Below are 2,535 nucleotides of genomic sequence, written 5' to 3' on the forward strand. Positions count from 1 at the left end.
GCCGGGCCTTCCTGACACATGTATTCGATAGCGTCCTGGTCACCGATGTAGTCGGAACCCTTGACGGTATCGTACATGTGCCAGCGCCAGTCATCGTTCGGGTCAGCGGAAGCGATGGCGCAAGTGATGCCGCCCTGTGCGGATACAGTGTGCGAACGGGTCGGGAAAACCTTGGTGATCACCGCAGTCTTGTGGCCGCCCTGTGCCAGCTGCAGCGCAGCGCGCATGCCGGCACCGCCACCACCAATAATGATGGCGTCGAAAGAAATCGTTGGAATGTTAGCCATGAATCAGATACCCCAGAGAATCTGCACACCCCAGACGAAGTAAGCGAACATCGCAACGCCGCATACTGCCTGGAAAAGGAAACGTATCGCCGTTGCGGACTTGCCGAACGCCATTGGCGTCAGGTAGTCGGTCGCGATGGTCCACATGCCGACCCAGGCGTGAGCGCCCAGAGCAACAAGGGCCAGCAGGCTGAAAATACGCATTCCGTTGTGAGCGAACAGTTCATGCCACTGGGCATACTCGAGGCCGGGATTGGCGACGATGTATCCGATCAGAAAGATGAAGTAAGCCGCGAGAACGACCGCAGACACACGCTGTGCCATCCAGTCATAGAGGCCCGAACGCGACAGGTTAGTGACGTTAGTTACCATATCCAGACTCCTGCCAGAACGATTACCACCACGGAAACGGCGATAACGATTTTCGAGCCCAGTTTGCCGCCTTCCAGCGTCTCACCGATGCCCATGTCCATGATCAAGTGGCGCACACCGGCTACCAGGTGATACAGCAGAGCGGACAGGATGCCCCAAATCACTAGCTTGGCTAGCGGACTGGTCAGACACGCTTTCACCTGACCGAAGCCTTCCTCGGAGCTCAGCGACTTGTCCAATGCATAAAGCATGATGGCAAGGCACACGAAGAGGATGACACCGGAGATACGGTGAAGAATGGACGTGTAAGCAGTGACTGGGAGTTTGATGGTCCTTAGGTCTAGGTTTACAGGTCGTTGGCTTTTCACGGCTTTTTTTTCACACTGAAGAGCCCCTAACAATCAGGGCAAAGTTGTTGGGGAGTGCACTGGTCAGGTAACCACCACCCAGGGATGCGACCCCCAATGAAAGCAAGCCCAAAAGCCCTTGGCGGTCGGTGGCCGAGTATAGACAGTTAGGCTACTAATGACAACGCGTTCACCTACCCCCAATAGCGGATTGCACAAGTTGCATAAAAGGCGTAAATGGCAGGCAATTTCGAGGAAAAAGTCGGCTTAAAGCCTTCTGGAGCAAGACTTTAGGCAAATTGACATTCGAATTTATCTCACTATAGTGGTGCGGGCCCTGCGTGGGGGGTCTGTCTGATGGTTCAAGCATAAATAGGAGGCCACATGGCTGACAAAAAAGCGCAGTTGATCATCGAGGGCGCAGCCCCCGTCGAGCTGCCCATTTTAACCGGCACCGTTGGTCCCGATGTAATCGATGTTCGGGGCCTAACGGCCACGGGCCGCTTCACTTTCGACCCGGGTTTCATGTCGACCGCTTCGTGCGAATCGAAAATTACCTATATCGACGGCGACAACGGCATTTTGTTGCACCGCGGCTACCCGATCGAACAGCTGGCTGAAAAGTCGGACTACCTGGAAACCTGCTACCTGCTGCTCAACGGCGAATTGCCGACCGCAGAACAGAAGGCCCAGTTCGTCAGCACCGTGAAAAACCACACCATGGTTCACGAGCAGCTGAAAACCTTCTTCAACGGTTTCCGTCGCGACGCCCACCCGATGGCCGTCATGTGCGGTGTAGTCGGCGCCCTCTCGGCCTTCTACCACGACTCCCTGGACATCAATAACCCGCAGCATCGCGAAATCTCCGCGATCCGTCTGGTTGCGAAGATGCCGACCCTGGCAGCGATGGTTTACAAGTATTCCATGGGCCAACCCATGATGTACCCGCGCAACGACCTGACGTACGCTGAAAACTTCCTGCACATGATGTTCAACACCCCGTGCGAGATCAAACCGATCAGCCCGGTACTCGCCAAGGCCATGGACCGGATCTTCATCCTCCACGCCGACCACGAGCAGAACGCTTCGACCTCCACCGTGCGTCTGGCCGGCTCTTCGGGTGCCAACCCGTTCGCCTGTATCGCCGCCGGTATCGCCGCACTGTGGGGCCCTGCCCACGGCGGTGCGAACGAAGCCGTGCTGACCATGCTCGACGAGATTGGCGATGTGTCGAACATCGACAAGTTCATCGCCAAGGCCAAGGACAAGAACGATCCGTTCAAACTGATGGGCTTCGGTCACCGCGTTTACAAAAACCGCGACCCGCGCGCCACCGTCATGAAGCAGACCTGCGACGAAGTGTTGAAGGAACTGGGCATCAACAACGATCCGCAACTCGAACTGGCCATGCGCCTGGAAGAGATCGCCCTGACCGACCCGTACTTCATCGAGCGCTCGCTGTACCCGAACGTCGACTTCTACTCGGGGATCATCCTCAAGGCGATCGGCATTCCAACCAGCATGTTCAC

General features: G+C 56.5%; 4 protein-coding genes. 1 reads left to right on the forward strand and 3 read right to left on the reverse strand.

Annotation, left to right across the window (positions count from 1 at the left end; translation table 11 throughout):
* The 3 genes from D6877_RS14460 to sdhC all read right to left on the reverse strand — a co-directional run.
* A partial coding sequence (locus tag D6877_RS14460) for an FAD-dependent oxidoreductase (RefSeq protein ID WP_130911235.1) occupies nucleotides 1-287 on the reverse strand: 287 nt, incomplete at its 3' end.
* Nucleotides 288-290: 3 nt separating this feature from the next.
* A complete protein-coding gene (sdhD, locus tag D6877_RS14465; protein ID WP_008049683.1) occupies nucleotides 291-659 on the reverse strand; it encodes a succinate dehydrogenase, hydrophobic membrane anchor protein in 369 nt (122 codons plus the stop codon).
* Nucleotides 653-1,027 carry a succinate dehydrogenase, cytochrome b556 subunit gene (sdhC, locus tag D6877_RS14470; RefSeq protein ID WP_016773673.1) on the reverse strand — a complete coding sequence of 125 codons (375 nt, stop codon included), beginning with the start codon at nucleotides 1,025-1,027 and terminating at the stop codon, nucleotides 653-655. The genes sdhD and sdhC overlap by 7 nt, the downstream gene beginning before the upstream one ends.
* 363 nt (nucleotides 1,028-1,390) lie before the next feature.
* Between sdhC and gltA the strand changes: the two genes are divergently transcribed.
* Nucleotides 1,391-2,535 (forward strand): citrate synthase (gene gltA, locus D6877_RS14475; RefSeq protein WP_130911236.1); only part of this gene is annotated, 1,145 nt, incomplete at its 3' end.

Origin of the sequence: Pseudomonas sp. Sample_9, from assembly GCF_004307535.1 — a bacterium.
Classification (GTDB): domain Bacteria; phylum Pseudomonadota; class Gammaproteobacteria; order Pseudomonadales; family Pseudomonadaceae; genus Aquipseudomonas; species Aquipseudomonas mercuritolerans.